This is a genomic window from Bacillus cereus (assembly GCF_015071065.1).
Taxonomy (GTDB): Bacteria; Bacillota; Bacilli; order Bacillales; family Bacillaceae_G; genus Bacillus_A; species Bacillus_A cereus_BA.
The window spans coordinates 1-412 of record NZ_VOVA01000098.1 but is presented as its reverse complement, the minus strand read 5'-3'; the positions used below and the strand labels follow the sequence as shown (position 1 = coordinate 412).

The following is a 412-nucleotide window of genomic DNA, read 5'->3' as shown; positions in this document are numbered from 1 at the left end:
TCAAATGGAAACACTATCAGTCTGATATTATCTTATTAACGGTAAGATGGTACCTACGGTACAACCTAAGTTTTCGTGATTTAGTAGAAATGATGGAAGAACGGGGTTTGTCTATTGCTCATACAACAATTATGCGCTGGGTTCATCAATATGGACCTCAATTAGAAGAGAAAGTACGACATCATCTTAAATCAACAAATGACTCGTGGAGAGTCGATGCAACCTATATTAAAGTAAAAGGTCAATGGATGTACTTATATCGTGCAGTTGATTCAGAGGGTCATACAATTGATTTTTATCTAAGTAAATCAAGAGATAAACAAGCAGCCAAGCGCTTTTTCAAGAAAACCTTGGCTTTTTCGTATGTTTCTAAGCCTCGCGTGATAACAGTCGATAAGAACCCTGCCTATCC

Annotated in this window: 1 protein-coding gene; it reads left to right on the top strand. The window is 37.4% G+C overall.

Annotated elements, in window-relative coordinates; translation table 11 throughout:
• The coding region (locus FT637_RS29700; RefSeq protein ID WP_193649263.1) for an IS6 family transposase at window positions 1-412 on the top strand (412 nt) is incomplete at both ends.